Genomic DNA, 13485 nt, shown 5'->3' on the forward strand with positions numbered 1-13485 from the left:
GTTTTCGACAAAATTATGTCCCGGGAAATAAACAACACCCATCGGCTGATACCGATGGGTGCGTTCATTAGTTTGCGACAATATTGACAAGTTTTCCAGGAACCGCAATCACTTTACGGATTGTTTTCCCTTCAAGCTGTTCTTTTATCCGTGCATCATTTTTCGCAAGCTCTTCTAGCTGCTCTTTTGTTGCATCAGCAGGAACCGTTAATTTTGCTTTCACTTTTCCATTTAGCTGTACGACAATTTCCACTTCATCATCGACAAGTTTTGACTCATCATATTGCGGCCATGCTTCATAAGAAATAGACCCTTCATGACCAAGTTTATTCCAAAGCTCTTCCGCTACATGCGGTGCAATTGGAGAAAGAAGTTTCACAAAGCCTTCTGCATATTCTTTCGGCAGTGTGTCAGCCTTGTATGCATCGTTGATGAACACCATTAATTGTGAAATCCCAGTATTGAAACGTAAGCCTTCATAATGATCTGTTACCTTCATGACGGTTTCATGGTAGCTGCGCTCTAATGGCCCGCCAGATTGCTCTGTCACTTTATCACTGATGGAGCCATCTTCATTTGTAAACAGACGCCATACACGATCTAGGAAACGACGAGCACCATCAAGACCTGTTTCAGACCAAGCAATTGACGCATCTAAAGGCCCCATGAACATTTCATACAGTCTTAATGTATCTGCACCGTGAGATTCTACAATATCATCTGGGTTGACAACATTCCCTTTTGATTTACTCATTTTTTCATTATTTTCACCAAGAATCATTCCTTGGTTGAACAATTTCATGAACGGTTCTTTTGTTGGAACAACACCAATATCATACAAGAATTTATGCCAGAATCGTGCATATAGCAGATGAAGCACAGCATGTTCTGCTCCACCAATATACACATCAACCGGAAGCCATTTCTTTAGCTTTTCAGGAGATGCAAGTTCTTCTGTGTTATGTGGATCAATATAACGTAAGAAGTACCAGCAGCTACCTGCCCATTGTGGCATCGTATTCGTTTCACGGCGTCCTTTTTTACCTGTCACTGGATCGACGACCTCTACCCAATCTTTAATATTCGCTAAAGGTGATTCACCTGTTCCACTTGGCTTAATCTCCGTCGTCTTAGGCAAAATCAGTGGAAGCTCTTCCTCTGAAACAGCTGAAGATGTTCCGTCCTCCCAATGAATAATTGGAATTGGCTCTCCCCAGTAACGCTGACGGCTGAACAGCCAGTCTCTTAAACGATAAGTGACTTTCTTTTCACCTTTTTGATGTTCTTCCAGCCATGCAATCGCTTTTTCAATTGCTTCTTCTTTCCCTAAGCCGTTTAAGAAATCAGAATTGATGTGCTTTCCATCACCTGTGTAGGCTTCTTTGTCAATGTCTCCACCTTCGACAACCTCTTTGATTGGAAGATCGAATGTTTTGGCGAATTCATAATCACGCTCATCATGAGCAGGAACTGCCATAATCGCTCCAGTGCCATATGTGGCTAACACATAATCTGCAATCCAGATCGGCATCTTTTCCCCATTCAATGGATTGATGGCATAAGCACCTGTGAAAATGCCCGTTTTCGTTTTAGCAAGATCTGTTCGTTCTAAGTCACTCTTAGATTGAATTTCTTTGATATATGCTTCAACTGCTTCTTTTTGAGCAGCTGTTGTAATTTTTTCAACTAGTGCATGCTCTGGTGCAAGAACGGCATATGTTGCACCAAATAGTGTATCAGGACGTGTTGTAAACACCGTAAACTGTTCGTCATGTCCTTCTACTTCGAAGTGAACATGTGCACCTTCAGAACGTCCAATCCAGTTGCGCTGCATGTCTTTGATGCTTTCAGGCCAATCAATGTCTTCTAAATCTTCTAATAGCCTGTCCGCATATGCTGTAATTTTTAGCATCCATTGCTTCATTGGACGTCTTTCAACAGGATGTCCTCCGCGCTCACTTTTCCCATCAATGACTTCTTCATTTGCAAGGACTGTACCAAGTGCTGGGCACCAGTTTACAGGTACTTCATCAATATACGCCAATCCTTTTTCGTACAATTTCAAGAAAATCCACTGCGTCCATTTATAATAATTCGGATCTGTCGTGTTAATTTCTCGATCCCAATCATACGAGAAGCCCAATGATTGAATTTGGCGGCGGAAATTATTAATGTTCTCTTCTGTAAATGCAGCTGGATCATTTCCTGTATCCAGCGCATATTGTTCCGCTGGAAGACCAAATGCGTCCCATCCCATTGGATGAAGAACATCGTATCCCTGCATACGTTTCATACGTGATAAAATATCCGTTGCTGTGTATCCTTCAGGATGCCCTACATGAAGCCCTGCTCCTGATGGATAAGGAAACATATCTAGCGCATAAAACTTTGGCTTATCTTCCGAGTCAGATGTGGCGAATGTTTTATGTGTCAGCCAATAATCCTGCCACTTTTTTTCAATTTCCCGATGCTGAAAACTCAATGTGAAAACCTCCTTTAATATGTACGGCTTTATCTGCTCAGATGACCACTGCAAGAATTCAGATTTTTCTAAAATCAACAAAAAACCCTCATCCCTGGAAAGGGACGAGAGATTTTTTGGTTCCCGCGGTACCACCCTTGTTAGCGTCATGAACTGTTCATACGCTCACTTAATATCTTTAACGCAGACATGCGACAGAAGCTTTAACGCAACTGCAACTCTGAGGCGAGTTCAGAAGCAGATTTGATTGACTTTCACCAGCCGTCAATTCTCTAAAGACAAATACTGCTTTCCTACTACTCCTCTTCACTGTTCTTATCGTAACCGTCATCTAAGTAGTATTTTATAGAATTATGATCATAAGTGCAAGCAGGTTTGTATACAATGGGAATGTACCCTAGACTAGGGTAAAGTGAGGATATTATTCGTGTGGAGATCGGTTATGACGGTTGGAGCCTGCATCCTGTGAACGTTCTTCTCTCACAAAATCGAAGCTTCGCAGAACTGCTTCTCCTCCGTAACCTGAAATAATGGATAAGATGATCAAGTGCAGACTAGATTCGGGATTTGAGGATAAGACAAGCAGTGTAGCAGCAATCATCCCAACGAGCCAATCTTCAATAAACCCTAGATAAATAAACTTCTTTGTCATTCTGGGCTTCTCTAGCCTGCCTTTTTTCTTTACGTGACCGAGAATGCCCATGACCCCTCCAATGGCGCAAGCAATAATGACTTGTTGCAGCATTTTCATCACCTTCCTAAAGCCCTTAGAATAGTAAAGCGACTTCAGGCTGTCCAGCCCCCTGTAATGCCATTCTGCTGTTCCGTCATAATCCATGTAAAAGGTCTATTCTCTCTAACGAAGAAAAAAAGCTTGTTTCTTCCATTATATGTGAATGACCCAAAAACAATCTTGATGCATTGGAATCATTTTTACCTAATCCATATTAACTATTTTTGTCATTTTATGAATTTTCCTCAAATGACCCCTTCTTTTTCTAATGAAAAGTCTCCTTACTTACTCTATTCTAATGGAGGACAAACTATGATGACAAATTTAACAAAGCGATTGCAATCATTGAAACAGAACATATGTTATGTTACGTTTAAAAAGAATTCATTTGGTTTCAAAAAAACCATCTTAAATGTCTAATAGTAGCAGCAAAGGAGGGTAATATGGTCAGCTCGAACATCTTCGGATTGCAAAAACAGCTTGAACTCATAAAAAAAGCGCTGGATCATGCGCGGATTGGTGTTGTCATTACAGACCCTTCTTTAGAGGATAACCCTATTGTTTATGTGAATCATGGCTTTACACAAATGACTGGATACAAACCAGATGAGATTCTTGGACGTAATTGTCGATTCCTCCAAGGAAAAGACACAAATCAAGAGCAACTTGACTTAATACGTCACGGAATTCAACACAAAACACCTATTACCACACAGCTCAAAAATTATAAAAAAGACGGTACTTTTTTTTGGAATGAACTCAATATAGATCCTCTATACATTGAACAAGATGACAAAACATTTTTTATTGGCTTTCAAAAGGACATTACAAAGCAGAAAGAATATGAACAACTCCTAGAAGATTCCTTACAGGAAGTCACCTCTCTGTCGACGCCAATTGTCCCAATCAAAAATGGTGTTTCCGCTCTTCCACTCATCGGAAAATTATCAGAAGAACGCTTTGATGCCATCGTCGCGAAGTTAACTTGTATATTAGAAGATTCAAAGGATGATTATTTAATTGTCGATCTTTCTGGTTTAATTGATGTCGATGATTCCGTTGCAGCGCGAATTTTCAAACTGCATCACCTGCTGAACTTAACTGGAACTGAACTCATCATCACTGGGATCAAACCACAGCTTGCGATGAAAATGAAAGACTTAGATACAGACTTCCAGAATACGATCACTTACTTAACAGTAAAAGAAGCAATCAAAGGATTGCCATTAGCTGAAAACCCTGTATAAATAGGGTTTCAGATTGTTGACAAAGGGCTAAAATGATCTTTATTTTAGCCCTTTGTCTTCTTTTCAGTGTGATAGAAAACCTTTGCAGTCTAGGAAGGACGAGTACCGGAGCGGAGCGAATTTCACATTCGTGAGCACCGGCACACAGGACTGACACCGAATGCGAGGGTTTGTCTACACGCTGAAAACCCTGTTTAAACAGGGTTTTTTTAATTGAACCGCTCCCCAAAATGGAAAAATGAGGTATGATAGGTATAAATAGCGATATAGGGGGGCTGCCAGATGATGATGTTACTCATCATAGGTCTTTTATGTATTTGTTTCGCCATAGGATATGCCGTCAATTTCTTATTACTTAAACACCAAAATCAACCAATCTTTTCAAAAAAACTCTTCTATCCTTTTTTGACCATTGGTCTTGTTTTTTCTATTATGTCATTACCGTTTGCCGGCACAGGTGCTCCGAAAGCACAAGCAGATCCATCTTCTGAACAGCTGCTGAAAGAGCAAAAACAATTAGCATCTGACATTTCTCGTCTAAAGGAAGACAAAGAAACGCTGACGGCCTCTTTAGAAGACGTGACCAAAGAAAAAGAAAAGCTATCCAAGAAATTAGAAAACATCACCTCCGAAAAGAAGACAGTCAAACAGCAAGAAAAAACCATCCATGAGCTTGAAGAGAAAATAGACAAGCTAACCTCTACAAACGAAACACTCAAAAAAGAACACCAGAAAGTAAACAAAGACACCACGTCATCGGCCCAGCGATCTGCTCCTAAAGATGATGGGGCCAATACTGGCGGTCATGAGTCACAAAAAGAAACAAAAAAAGAATCTGCCGCCTGTAATATTAAAGGAAGTGTCAACGGCATATATCACACACCAAGTAGCAGATACTACTCACGGACAAAAAACGTGACCAAAATGTTCTGCTCCGTAGAAGAAGCTGAGCGTGCAGGGTACCGGGCACCAAAACAATAGACATCTTTTGACGATAAAAAAACCTCCTGTCAGCCCAATATAGGTACAGGAGGTTCTTCTTTAAATTTCTCTTCTTAATGCTGTTAATACATTCGTTTTTGTCGCCTTACGTGCTGGATTGAGTCCAGAAATAATGGCAACTCCTGCACTAATCACTGTTGCTGTGACCACAAGGCTTAGCGGTATATAGGAGAAGGTGATCGAGAATTGATCGCTTGATGCTCCCTCAGACATGGAAGACAAAATCGCTGGAATGATTAAATTCACTGCAAAACTAACGATGTACGAGATGATGATCCCGATGATCGATCCAATCACTCCAATATAAGCACTTTCCATGAGGAACATTCGCTTAATAATGGAAGGATTCGCACCAATGGCTTTCATGATCCCAATCTCTTGTGTCCGCTCTGTTACGGCCATTGTCATCGTATTGAAAATGCCGATCGCCGAAATAATGACCGCAATACATCCAACAAAGATGAGTCCAATTTTAAAGACTGTAAAGAACATATCCATTCCTTCAAGCTGATTCGTCACAGAGATGACTTGATAGCCGTCATCTGTCAGCTTATCTGTGAGCCCACCGACATTGTCGAACTTATCAGCATAGACAGACGTCATTTTTTCGACATTTCCAGCATCAGGAGACAGATCGAGCACTTGACTAAATTCTTTTTCATAAGCATTCGGAATAAGAATTTTATGATCCTGCTGCCACTCCAAATTCGGTTTCTTCAATACACCGACGACACGGAAATCGAACGTCTTTTCTTTCACCACTTCATTTTCTTCATTCAGTTTTGGCACCTTGATTTGAATGACTTTGTTTAAAATTTCCTTCGTATAGCCTTTTGGCTCTTCCGGTGTCTCTTCACCATTTGATGTCTGATTCATTTCTTTTTCATAGTCTTTTCGTTCTTTTTCCGTCCAAAGTTGTTCTGCCATTTGATACCCAACTACAATTTCATTCGCCGATGTTGGGACTTTTCCACGGTCTAGTTCAAGGCCTGCCTCTTTTTCTTCTTTCATATCTGTCAGTACAGCCTGCGTATCACTTGAGCGATTATCGAGCTCGACGTGAACCGATGGAATGATTGACGTTCTTGCAACGACAGATTTCGCATGATCATATTTCTTTAAATCGTCAACCTTGACGTCACCTTTTTCTTTGCCTAACACTTTAATTTCTGTGATAATTTGTTGTTTCATGATTTCATCTTGAGCCGATTTTTGCAGACCAAAACCAACTGACGCTAGAACGATTAAGAAAGAGCATGCCATTGTCGTTGCAAGTATGGTCATAAACACACGCAATCTATTTTTCTTCATATTTCTTCTGATGAATTTGACCTGATCTCTAAATTTCAATGGACTGTTCCCCTTTCTTTAATACACCATCATGAAGCTGGAACGTTGTGTCTGCGATTGAAGCGACTTCATCGTCATGTGTAATGATGACAAATGTAATTCCTTTTTCACGATTAAGCTGCTGGATAAAGGCTAGAATTTCGCCTTCAGTTTCTGAATCCAGACTGCCTGTTGGCTCATCCGCTAAAATAATAGACGGATTAAGGATCAAGGCTCTTGCAATACTCACACGCTGCTGCTGTCCACCTGACAGTTCATTAGGATAATGTCCTGCGTGATGTTCCAGTCCAACTCGTTTCAGCATTTCCTTTACTTTCACTTTTCGCTCAGACGGCTTCACACCTTTTAAAGTGAGCGGAAGTTCAACGTTCTCATATGTTGTTAAACTCCCGATCAATTGAAAGCTTTGAAAGATAAAGCCAAAATGATCTAACCGAAAGTCTGCCCATTCCTTCTCATTAAAGCCGGTCACATTGGTGCCATCAACCATAATTTGTCCGCTTGTTGGCGTAATATATCCCGATATTAAATTCAGTAAAGTTGATTTCCCCGAACCGCTTCGTCCGACGATACATGCAATTTCGCCTCTTTTAATAGACAAGTCAATGTCTTTGAGCACAGGAATCTCGTTCTCCCTGCCCTTTTTCCCAATTTTAAACACATGATCTAACGATTGAATTTGAATCATCTCTACTCCCCTGCTCTCTGTTTATCTTTTTCGATAGATTAAGAAATAACTCGTCAGCGCGCCTACAGCTCCACCGATTAACATGCCAGCGATATAACCAAAAATGGAATTGTCTGAAGAAAATCCAACCCAGCCAAATCCTAGAACACCGAAGGCAATGACCAATATCTGAATGGGCCTATCCATTTTAGGGTAAACAAAGAATCGTCCATTTCGTTCAACTGGATGTTTAATAAAACTAAACAAACCAATGAGATAAAATACGATTAGCATCACAATTGGCACGATGAATTCTACACCTGTAAACCAAATTGGATTTTCAACTAAATTTCGAAATTGAAAACGGTCTGTTATATAAGTAATTGGAGCTATGGGCATAATAAAGTAGTCATAACTGATATCAACCCAACTTCTATCCGTTTTTAATAAATAGTCTAAATGAAACATCGGTAGCCAAATTAATAAATAAGGTAAAATTGATGTACTGAATGTAACAATGGCTTGACTAATTGCGCTTCCTGTTAAAGCACCTGCTGCAAGACACAAACTATAAAACATTAAGGTGGACACAAGTGCAATCAAATAACCACTGTTAAACGCAATCGTATATTGTGGTTGAATGCATAAAATGAGTATATAAGTAAAGACATATGACAATACATGAACAAGCGTGATAATTCCGGCACCTAGGAAAAACTTTGTGTGATAAATGGTCGTTCTGCTAAACGGCAAAGATAAAGTAAAATCAATTTGCCCTTTATTTCTTTCAAAACCCAACTGGGTAATTGCAAAAATTAAACTCATCGTCCATGAAAAGGTGATAAACATATCAGAACCGAAATCATAATAAAAGTAATTATCGAGTGGTGTACAAGTCGGATCGTTTAAACAAGTTTGAAAGGATGAGTATCCCATTAAAAAGGATAATGGCGTCGCAAAGACCGCAACAAGCATCACTAAAATGAATGTCAGCTCAGACTGCTTCCATTCCTTATATAACAATTGCCGCTTTACCATCTGCGTTTCCCTCCAAACTTTGCAATGAATACTTCTTCTAAATTTACAGGCAGTTCATGCCAGACTTTTGGTTCAAGCGATTTCAAATACTCTTTTGCTTCTTCATCTGTTTTGAGTACAAGTGCTGTATAGAACACACCCGCTTGATCTAAGATGGCAACGCCTTTTTTTCTAATACTTAAGTTCATATCCTCTTCAAATGCCATCTGGATTTTGACGTAGTCATTCTTTAATTCATCTAAATCCATAACACTTGTGAGCTGATTTCCTTCCAAAAACCCGATTCGGTTACACATACGCTCAATATCCTCTAAACGGTGCGATGTAATTAAAATCGTTGTTTGTCGTTCTGCCACCTCGTCAATCATCAGCTGAAGAACGTCATTTCTTGTGACTGCATCAATCCCGTCTGTCGGCTCATCTAACAAAATGACTGCTGGTTTGATGGCAAAACTTAAAATGAGAGACAGCTGTTTCTTTAAACCTGTCGACAATTCACGGTATTTCACTTTTTCCGGAATCTCATACCGGTTCACAAGCTCATTGGCATATGTCACGTCAAACTTTGGATACAGTTGTTTTAACAGCTTCACAAGCTGTCCATAATTGTACCGGTCAAAGTAGGGATTTACGACTGGCATATACACAATATTTTGCTTCACTAACGGGTGGTCTTTTACGAGTACATCTTTAAAATAAATCTCTCCTTCATCTGGAAGAAGAATTTGCTGAATCAAGCGAAGAAGTGTTGTTTTACCAGAGCCATTCCGGCCAAGCAGGCCAAAGATCTCTCCTTCGCCTATCTTGAAGGAAACGTTGCTGAGTACTTCACGTCCATTTAATTTCTTTGATACATTTCTGACCTCAATCAACTTGGTTTCCTCCTTTTAGACTTGAGCCGATCTCCTCCAACCACTCTTTGAGTTGATGAATATCAATACCGGCATAATGAGCTTCAATAATAAGCTGCCTTAATTGCTCCTTCATCTCTAACACCTTCCCTTCATTCAGCTTTAACTGTGCACCTTCTGTCACATACGTTCCACGGCCTCTTAATGTTTCAATAATTCCTTCTCGTTCAAGCTCTTTATACGCTTTGCTGACGGTGTTTGGATTCGCAATAATAATGGTGGCAAGCTCTCTCACAGAGGGCAGTTTGTCACCTGGTTTCATCACGCCTTTTAAGCACAAAATTTTTAACTGCTCAATGATTTGTTCATATATTGGTGCAGCGCTTCTTGGATCTATTTGAATCATGATGGCTCCCTCTTTTCTCATTCATGCTTTTGCAGTCCTATCGCTTGATCATGTCCTTGCATTAAAGGGACCGAATTTGGAATAAAATCTTTTTGAACTTCAAAACCAATGAAAACGAGAACGAAAAAAAATGTACATGCTAACGCAACAGCCAGCACCATCCACTTTAAATTGATTGGTTTTTTTTCTTTTTTCATGGTTAAACACCTTTCTTCACGTTTAAGTGTCTGTAGTGTATTAGTTGATATAGTACACTTAATACAATATAGACACTTGATTGAAAAGTCAAGAGACTTTAGAAAAAAATTGGCAGACGAACCAGATAAAATGACGAAGCTACTTAAAAGCTTTCGGAAGCCAGGTTTGCTTCTGGTTTAGGGTGTTCATCACTTTCATAATCGCCTGAAAAAGTGCATAATAAAAGACCCCGAATATTGAGGTCTCTACAATGTTTTAATTAGATACTATTACTTTGTTTTTGGACTTGCTTTTTGGACTTGCTTTTGAACAGGATTAGCACCCACCATACTAATAAAAATATATAGCCTATAACTGTAAAGATAGACCAAACTGCACCCTGTCGCAATTGACTAAATAAGTGTTCAAATTCATTCATTCCTTCTACTCTACCAATGCTATTTATCAGGCTAATCATCGGAATTGTAACAGTAATTCCAATGGTTAGAATGGACAATCCCCTATGTTTATTTTTCACAACACTGAATATTGCGGTTCCTAATGTTGCTAAGAAAAACAAGTAATATAATGCCCAAAACCAATCAGGAAGAGTCTCCAACATTTCTTCTACCCCCTTGAAGATATTTTCAATTTCTATATATAACATACTTTAACAGAATAAAAACCTATTTATCCAAAAACAACTTTGCGAAAACAGCCAAAAAATAAAAACAGACCCTTAAAAGAAGGATCTGTTCATCATTCGTTCTCGTATGAAATACCTAAAATCATTTGGTTTTGCAGACTTTGAATTTGTACACGCGTTCTGTCTAAACGTTCTCTTTGCTGATCATTGGCGACATCTTTTAACTTTTCTAATTCATTCACCGCATCCTCTAGCATGAGCTGCGCTTTTGAAAATTCTTCCTCGTTATAATGTTCTTGGCGAGAGCTCAAATCAAACTGTTCGCTTGCAAACTCAAGAGTCTCAGTGCTTTTTTGGACAAATTCATCGATTGATTTTCTTGTTGCCATCTTGCCATTCCTCCATTTCATCATTGCTCTCGCCTATTTTGCCCACGTAAAGCTTTTTCACTAAAGAAAATGTTGGACAGATTCAATTGTCCTCTTTCGTGATTTTTGTTAAACTTTAAGGATGCCTATTATTATGCAAGGAGGTTACTGACTTGGATCAGCATAACCCTTTTTTATATTCAAACAGCGAAAAACGTTATCACACATGGAATTATCATTTGCGTGAGCACTTTGGTCATAAAGTATTTAAAGTCGCATTAGACGGCGGCTTTGATTGTCCAAACCGTGATGGTACTGTCGCACATGGAGGCTGCACATTTTGCAGCGCAGCAGGATCTGGTGATTTTGCAGGGAACCGGGCGGATGATCTCATCACTCAATTTAATGAAATCAAGGACCGGATGCATACAAAATGGAAAGATGGAAAATACATGGCGTATTTCCAAGCTTACACAAACACACATGCGCCGCTGCCTGTTTTAAAAGAAAAATACGAAACCGTTATGAATCTGGATGGAGTGGTTGGTTTATCGATTGCCACAAGACCTGATTGTCTGCCAGATGACGTCGTGGAATATTTAGCTGAGTTAAATGAGCGGACGTATCTATGGGTTGAACTTGGTCTACAAACTGTACATGAGCGGACAGCGATGCTCATCAACCGTGCTCATGATTATGAATGCTACGTAGAAGGTGTAGAAAAACTGCGAAAACATGGCATTCGGGTCTGTTCACATATCATCAACGGTCTTCCTCTTGAAAACCGAGATATGATGATGGAAACAGCAAAAGCTGTCGCTGATTTAGATGTGCAAGGAATTAAAATTCATCTACTTCACCTGTTAAAAGGAACACCGATGGTAAAGCAATATGAGAAAGGCAAACTAGAGTTTCTCAGCCAAGAGGAATATGTCCAGCTTGTCTGTGATCAGCTGGAGATCCTGCCCCCAGAAATGATTATTCATCGTATTACAGGCGATGGTCCCATTGAATTAATGGTAGGTCCAATGTGGAGCGTGAATAAATGGGAAGTGCTCAATGCCATTAATGCTGAGCTTGAAAGACGTAACAGCTATCAGGGCAAACGCTTCGTCAGATTGGAAGAAGCGGCAAAATGATTTTAAAGCGGATGCTCCCTTTTAGTAAAGAACTGTTAGAACGTGCTTGTCAAAAAGGCGATATTGTCATTGATGCAACGATGGGGAATGGCCATGATACACTCTACTTAGCTGACCTTGTCGGAAAAGATGGACAAGTTTTCGCATTCGATGTACAAAAGGAAGCCATTGAGCAAACAAGCAAAAGACTTGGTGAGCACTATCCAAACGTTCACCTGATCCATGACGGACATGAACAACTTGCTGAGCATCTGCCAGCGGATGCTTATGGCCACATATCTGGTGCAGTGTTCAATCTTGGGTACTTACCAGGAGGCGATAAAACCGTCACGACTCAGGCCCATACGACCATTGAAGCGATCAAACAGCTCATGGATTGGCTTAAGCCTGGAGGTCTGATCGTTCTTGTGATTTACCACGGTCATCCCGAAGGAAAAAAAGAGAAGGACATCCTTCTTGATTATTGCAAAACACTCCATCACGAAGAAGTACAGGTGATCTCTTATCAATACATGAATATTCAAAACGATCCGCCCTTTGTGGTAGCCATCGAAAAAAAACTCAAATCCTCTTAATGGATTTGAGTTTTTTTGTTTAATAAGCGTATTGGTCAATGATTTCTTCAAGCACTACTTCCAGCTCTTCTGCATCTGCAAGCTCTGATTGAGTAAAGCGGACACGTACAAGCTGTTCTCCGTCATTATACATTTCTTCCAGCCAGCCACGCAGCCCTCTTGCTCTACGGTCGACTTCAAAAATGAGATCTAGCCCCTCTTCATCAATGAAGAAAATCACCTCTAACTCATCAAGCATTTGACGATAATAGTCGGAAGTCGGTATGAACTCAAACTCTTGAACAAAGGGAAGGCGGCGCCTGAAATAAGGTGCTTCTTCACAGTCTGCTTCATGAAGGTGAAAACCTAAGTTTCCAACAGCTTCAAGCACACGTTTCACCCAAGGGTGCGCGTTTACAAAAATGCGGTCATGATCAGATTTATCAATCCCGCCTTGAATATCAAGGTCTGTCACAACAGCCACCTCTACTTTACCTACAGTCATTGGTGTATCAAGAGGAAGGTAAAAAGAGAAAGTAAACTGATGAGCTTCCCCAGGCTGAATCGTGAATGATTCAGTCACTCGGACAGAATGGATCGTTGTGTATTTTCGCTGCTCTTCATCATCTTTTACAATGGTGTACCATGTATTCAACTTTAAATCAATATAGCGAATATCTTGAGGCACTTTTCCGCCCTTCACATGGACTGTTCCCTTTACTTCTTCTCCCGGTTCATACGCATCTTTCTCCAAAATTGTATCCACTTTTGCTGCACCGATTCCTACACTTGCTGCAAACTTTTTAAAAAATGACATATTCGACC

At 40.0% G+C, this 13485-nt stretch carries 15 protein-coding genes and 1 other annotated feature; of the genes, 4 read left to right on the forward strand and 11 right to left on the reverse strand.

From position 1 onward, the window contains the following. Nucleotides 1–67 precede the first annotated feature (67 nt). Nucleotides 68–2482, reverse strand: coding sequence for a leucine--tRNA ligase (gene leuS, locus ACRRMM_RS04830; RefSeq protein ID WP_048003423.1), 2415 nt, complete (start codon nucleotides 2480–2482; stop codon nucleotides 68–70). Nucleotides 2483–2579: 97 nt separating this feature from the next. Further along, nucleotides 2580–2801, reverse strand: a binding site (T-box leader). Nucleotides 2802–2903: 102 nt separating this feature from the next. Then, complete coding sequence (locus tag ACRRMM_RS04835; protein WP_008343006.1) at nucleotides 2904–3233, reverse strand: DUF4257 domain-containing protein; 330 nt, start codon at nucleotides 3231–3233, stop codon at nucleotides 2904–2906. Between the two features lie 425 nt (nucleotides 3234–3658). On the opposite strand from ACRRMM_RS04835, the gene ACRRMM_RS04840 reads away from it, so the two are divergent. Beyond that, entirely contained in the window at nucleotides 3659–4462 is an 804-nt protein-coding gene (locus ACRRMM_RS04840; RefSeq protein ID WP_050827596.1) for a PAS domain-containing protein, read from the forward strand. Between the two features lie 282 nt (nucleotides 4463–4744). Next, the gene (locus tag ACRRMM_RS04845) at nucleotides 4745–5443 is read left to right on the forward strand and encodes a sunset domain-containing protein (protein ID WP_025207835.1); all 699 of its coding nucleotides are present in this window, start codon (nucleotides 4745–4747) and stop codon (nucleotides 5441–5443) included. A 60-nt stretch (nucleotides 5444–5503) separates the two neighbouring features. Here the strand turns inward: ACRRMM_RS04845 and ACRRMM_RS04850 are convergent, their stop codons facing one another. The 8 genes from ACRRMM_RS04850 to ACRRMM_RS04885 all read right to left on the reverse strand — a co-directional run bounded on the left by ACRRMM_RS04850 (nucleotide 5504) and on the right by ACRRMM_RS04885 (nucleotide 10988). After that, the gene (locus ACRRMM_RS04850) at nucleotides 5504–6814 is read right to left on the reverse strand and encodes an ABC transporter permease (protein ID WP_125590905.1); all 1311 of its coding nucleotides are present in this window, start codon (nucleotides 6812–6814) and stop codon (nucleotides 5504–5506) included. Next, a complete protein-coding gene (locus ACRRMM_RS04855) occupies nucleotides 6804–7502 on the reverse strand; it encodes an ABC transporter ATP-binding protein (protein WP_125590907.1) in 699 nt (232 codons plus the stop codon). Before ACRRMM_RS04855 ends, ACRRMM_RS04850 begins: the two co-directional genes overlap by 11 nt. A 21-nt stretch (nucleotides 7503–7523) precedes the next feature. Beyond that, on the reverse strand, nucleotides 7524–8519 hold the full coding sequence (locus ACRRMM_RS04860; RefSeq protein ID WP_017358352.1) for an ABC-2 transporter permease: 996 nt from the start codon (nucleotides 8517–8519) through the stop codon (nucleotides 7524–7526). Beyond that, on the reverse strand, nucleotides 8513–9391 hold the full coding sequence (locus tag ACRRMM_RS04865; RefSeq protein WP_007501894.1) for an ATP-binding cassette domain-containing protein: 879 nt from the start codon (nucleotides 9389–9391) through the stop codon (nucleotides 8513–8515). The genes ACRRMM_RS04860 and ACRRMM_RS04865 overlap by 7 nt, the downstream gene beginning before the upstream one ends. Continuing rightward, on the reverse strand, nucleotides 9384–9776 hold the full coding sequence (locus ACRRMM_RS04870; protein WP_017358353.1) for a GntR family transcriptional regulator: 393 nt from the start codon (nucleotides 9774–9776) through the stop codon (nucleotides 9384–9386). Before ACRRMM_RS04870 ends, ACRRMM_RS04865 begins: the two co-directional genes overlap by 8 nt. Before the next feature lie 17 nt (nucleotides 9777–9793). Beyond that, nucleotides 9794–9973 carry a hypothetical protein gene (locus ACRRMM_RS04875; RefSeq protein WP_008342991.1) on the reverse strand — a complete coding sequence of 60 codons (180 nt, stop codon included), beginning with the start codon at nucleotides 9971–9973 and terminating at the stop codon, nucleotides 9794–9796. A 260-nt stretch (nucleotides 9974–10233) separates the two neighbouring features. Further along, on the reverse strand, nucleotides 10234–10575 hold the full coding sequence (locus ACRRMM_RS04880; RefSeq protein ID WP_346394071.1) for a hypothetical protein: 342 nt from the start codon (nucleotides 10573–10575) through the stop codon (nucleotides 10234–10236). Nucleotides 10576–10712: 137 nt separating this feature from the next. Continuing rightward, nucleotides 10713–10988, reverse strand: coding sequence for a YtzC family protein (locus ACRRMM_RS04885; protein WP_019743687.1), 276 nt, complete (start codon nucleotides 10986–10988; stop codon nucleotides 10713–10715). A 152-nt stretch (nucleotides 10989–11140) separates the two neighbouring features. Here ACRRMM_RS04885 and ACRRMM_RS04890 point away from each other — a divergent pair, with 152 nt between their 5' ends. After that, nucleotides 11141–12106, forward strand: coding sequence for a TIGR01212 family radical SAM protein (locus tag ACRRMM_RS04890; protein ID WP_017358356.1), 966 nt, complete (start codon nucleotides 11141–11143; stop codon nucleotides 12104–12106). Then, a complete protein-coding gene (locus ACRRMM_RS04895) occupies nucleotides 12103–12681 on the forward strand; it encodes a tRNA (mnm(5)s(2)U34)-methyltransferase (RefSeq protein WP_108611328.1) in 579 nt (192 codons plus the stop codon). Before ACRRMM_RS04890 ends, ACRRMM_RS04895 begins: the two co-directional genes overlap by 4 nt. A gap of 19 nt (nucleotides 12682–12700) precedes the next feature. Here the strand turns inward: ACRRMM_RS04895 and ACRRMM_RS04900 are convergent, their stop codons facing one another. Then, on the reverse strand, nucleotides 12701–13477 hold the full coding sequence (locus ACRRMM_RS04900; protein WP_349924994.1) for a sporulation protein: 777 nt from the start codon (nucleotides 13475–13477) through the stop codon (nucleotides 12701–12703). Nucleotides 13478–13485: the final 8 nt, after the last annotated feature.

The organism is Bacillus sp. XT-4, assembly GCF_050864245.1.
GTDB classification, from domain to species: domain Bacteria; phylum Bacillota; class Bacilli; order Bacillales; family Bacillaceae; genus Bacillus; species Bacillus altitudinis.

Bases quoted from the DNA above. Each gene is read 5' to 3' on its own strand.
- ACRRMM_RS04835 (WP_008343006.1), bottom strand. From the start codon at position 3,233: ATGAAAATGCTGCAACAAGTCATTATTGCTTGCGCCATTGGAGGGGTC.
- ACRRMM_RS04840 (WP_050827596.1), top strand. From the start codon at position 3,659: ATGGTCAGCTCGAACATCTTCGGATTGCAAAAACAGCTTGAACTCATA.
- ACRRMM_RS04845 (WP_025207835.1), top strand. From the start codon at position 4,745: ATGATGATGTTACTCATCATAGGTCTTTTATGTATTTGTTTCGCCATA.
- ACRRMM_RS04855 (WP_125590907.1), bottom strand. From the start codon at position 7,502: ATGATTCAAATTCAATCGTTAGATCATGTGTTTAAAATTGGGAAAAAG.
- ACRRMM_RS04860 (WP_017358352.1), bottom strand. From the start codon at position 8,519: ATGGTAAAGCGGCAATTGTTATATAAGGAATGGAAGCAGTCTGAGCTG.
- ACRRMM_RS04870 (WP_017358353.1), bottom strand. From the start codon at position 9,776: ATGATTCAAATAGATCCAAGAAGCGCTGCACCAATATATGAACAAATC.
- ACRRMM_RS04875 (WP_008342991.1), bottom strand. From the start codon at position 9,973: ATGAAAAAAGAAAAAAAACCAATCAATTTAAAGTGGATGGTGCTGGCT.
- ACRRMM_RS04880 (WP_346394071.1), bottom strand. From the start codon at position 10,575: ATGTTGGAGACTCTTCCTGATTGGTTTTGGGCATTATATTACTTGTTT.
- ACRRMM_RS04885 (WP_019743687.1), bottom strand. From the start codon at position 10,988: ATGGCAACAAGAAAATCAATCGATGAATTTGTCCAAAAAAGCACTGAG.
- ACRRMM_RS04895 (WP_108611328.1), top strand. From the start codon at position 12,103: ATGATTTTAAAGCGGATGCTCCCTTTTAGTAAAGAACTGTTAGAACGT.
- ACRRMM_RS04900 (WP_349924994.1), bottom strand. From the start codon at position 13,477: ATGTCATTTTTTAAAAAGTTTGCAGCAAGTGTAGGAATCGGTGCAGCA.